1 protein-coding gene is annotated in these 3,009 nt (G+C 64.3%); it reads right to left on the reverse strand.

The genetic code is table 11. The annotated features are described in order from the left end of the window. The coding region (locus PAT3040_RS00325) for an S-layer homology domain-containing protein (RefSeq protein WP_181376354.1) at positions 1–3,009 on the reverse strand (3,009 nt) is incomplete at both ends.

The raw sequence follows: 3,009 nt of genomic DNA on the forward strand, positions 1-3,009 counted from the left end.
ACGGCATGCGGATCAATTGCGTCCCGGTAGCCGATCACCGAGCCAGCCGCGGCGAAATCGAGCACCGCCTCCCGTGCATAAGCGGAGATTTTCGCTTCGTCACGGAAGCGGACGGCTGCCGCATCACCCTTTAACACCACCGGCAGCTCATTCAGCCGCGAGAGCATCCGGTGCAAAATGACGAGCATGTCCTGCCGGCTCATCGCGGCAGCGGGCGCAAAACGGTTGCCGCCTACGCCGTTCACCAGGCCGAGCCGCTTCGCTTCGGCCAAGTAAGGTGCAGAATATCCGCTGCCCGCATCGTCGAAGGACGAGGCTGGATCCTCCGCCGGGGCGATGCCGTAAGCCCGCATGACCATGACGACGAACTCTGCGCGCGTTACGCTGTCCGCCGGGGCGAACAGTCCGGATCCCTTACCGAGCACGATGCTGCGGGCGGCCAGATAGGCCGCCGGTTCCCCGTACCAGACGCCGTCCGGCACATCCCGGAACTCGACTTTATTGTAGCCGATCGTAAAGGACGCAAGTTCGCCGGTCACGAACGCCACCTCGCCGCGCGCGGCGTCGAAACCGCCGCGTAACACCTGTCGTGTCCCGTCGTCCCAAGAGGCGTAGGCAACGACTGCCGGCGTCTCTTGGCTTTCGCCGAGCACGTACGGCAGCGCAATCTTTGCCTTGCCCGCGGCTAGCGTCGTCATTGATAGACCGTTGGCCTTCAAGGAGAAGCGATATACAGCCTCTTCGCCACCCGAGGCGGCAACGCTTGCGGCACGTACCCCCGCACCTGTGGATTTTCCGGCAGCCGCTTGTCCGCTCCCGGACTGCGCCTCACCGGCACTCGCTTGTTCCCGCTGCGCGGCCCCCGGCTCCAAGACCCCGAGACCGATCTCGATCGGGCCTTGACCGGCTGCAGCGGCAAGCTCCGCAGTCGCCTTCTCGTCCAAGGAAAGGCGTCCGGATGGAAAAATCGCTTCCAGCGTCCAGGCTTCGGCCCACTCAAGATCGTAAGCCGCGCCGGACGGCAGACGCAGGACGATCTCCCGAACGTCTCCGTCCGGCGCAGAGACTTCGACGACGATGTGCACACGTTGCCCGACCGCCTTCTCGGCCGCCAGCTTGACGAGCGCCTTCCATTGCGCCGCCGTCAGCTCCGCGACGCTTCCGCCTTCTGTCACGGACTTGGCCGTCGCCTTAACGGTCAGCGTCGTTACGCCGCCGGCTTGCGCAATTCTGATATCTGCAGGCTCCTGCGTCGTCGTGCCGTTACCCTGCGACGGCTGGTTCGGCTCCTCCGGATTCGTCCCCCCGCCGCCGTCGCTCGGTACGGGAATAGGCTGTAAATTCAGCGCGGGCGGCGCAACAACCTGCGCAGTCATACCCGTCGGGATTTCAGACGGCAGTCCGGCCAGCCGGATATACCTCGCGTTCGTTTCGGTGAATACCACTTGGACGGATGCGCCTGCGTCGGCGATCGCCTTGTACGCCGGCGACCAGGTCTGGCCGTCGACGGAAGTCTCGACCGTGAACGAGCGCGTCCACGCCGTCGCGAATTGCAGCTTCAAGCCGTTAACGGACCGGATCTGGCCGAGATCCAGCGTGCCGTTCTGCCCCAGTGCTCCGTCCGTCCAGCGGGAAACCGGCTGGCGCAGCTGCAGCATCTGCAGAAATCCGGCGTCGACCCGGCCGCCTTCCACGAGTATCTGCACGTAGCGGTATGATTCGGTGCCCGGCAGTTCATAGGCGAGCCGTGTCGCCCCGACGCCGTTCAATACCGCCGCGTCGCTCCACTGCGCGCCTTCCTGCGACAGCCGCAGCGTCAGCTTGTCTGGCAGCAGTCTGCGTTCGTTCAGATCGTCGTACGCGAGCCAGCCTTCTGTTTCGGACGCGCTGCCGTCCACCGCTTCGAAGCGAACGAGCGTGCCGGCCTTGCCCGGCGCATGCAATTTCAGCGAAACGAAGTCGGCTCCGTTCGGCGGCGACACCCTGTCCAGCTCCTGCCCGTCCGCCGCAAGCAGACGGTAATAATTAGCGCCTCCGTCGGCATAGCCCGCTGCAAGGAAGCTCAGCCATTCGCCCTCCAGCCTGAACGGCTCGCTGGTCAGCGTTCCCGTGGCATTCGCGCCGCCGGACGACGAATCGCTCCACCGACTGCCTCTTGCGCCCCGAGCGGCCGCCGACTGCCCCAACGACTCGGGCTCGGCTCCGAATGCCGCGCCCACCGTCTGCCACGACGCATAGCTACCCATTTCGAAATCCCGATTGTCCATCAGATGAATAGAATCGAGCGCCAACCAGGCGTATCCGCTGCTCGAATCGCCATCGACGACGCGAAAGCGCACCGTCTCCCCGATCAGATCGGAAACGTCCCAATACTGTGCGATAAACTGATTAAGCGGCTGGGAGCTTTGCCCCGGCGGCGTAGCCAGCCGGAGACGCTGACCGTTCTCGTCGATCAGCTCGTAATAGTTGCGCGGCGGGTTCCAACCAGCCTGCCCATTCCATCCGGCGGCCAAGAAAGACAGGATCGGCTTGTCGACCACGAACGGCTTAGACGTCATCGTCCCGGTTTTATCCTCGCCCGCCGCCAGGCTGTCCGCCCAGTACTTTCCGTTCCCGCTGCCAAGCGGCCGGCCCAGGAACCGGCTGTTCGGTTCCGCTCCGAACGCGTCGCCCGTCCGATCCCAATCCGCGTAAGTTCCCGATTCGAAAGACCAGTAGCCGTCTTCGACGACGTCCTTGTGATTGAACGAGAACGGCGCGCCGAAAGCCAGCCAGCCCTCCTCCTCGGCGTCCATGCCGTCCGCTGCTTCCAGGTAGACGGTTCTGCCCTTCAGGTTGGAGACATCCCAGTAGATCAGCTCGTACGCATCGCCATTCGGCGGCGAGGCTATCCGCAGCGCCGTTCCGTCGATCGCCTTGAGCGTGAACCGGCTCTGCCCCGTCACTTCGGCTTCTGTCTGAAACGGCTCGCCCGTCAGCTTGATATTGTCAACGGCCAGCCAGTCGAAG

Origin of the sequence: Paenibacillus agaridevorans (assembly GCF_003112455.1) — a bacterium.
Lineage (GTDB): Bacteria > Bacillota > Bacilli > Paenibacillales > Paenibacillaceae > Pristimantibacillus > Pristimantibacillus agaridevorans.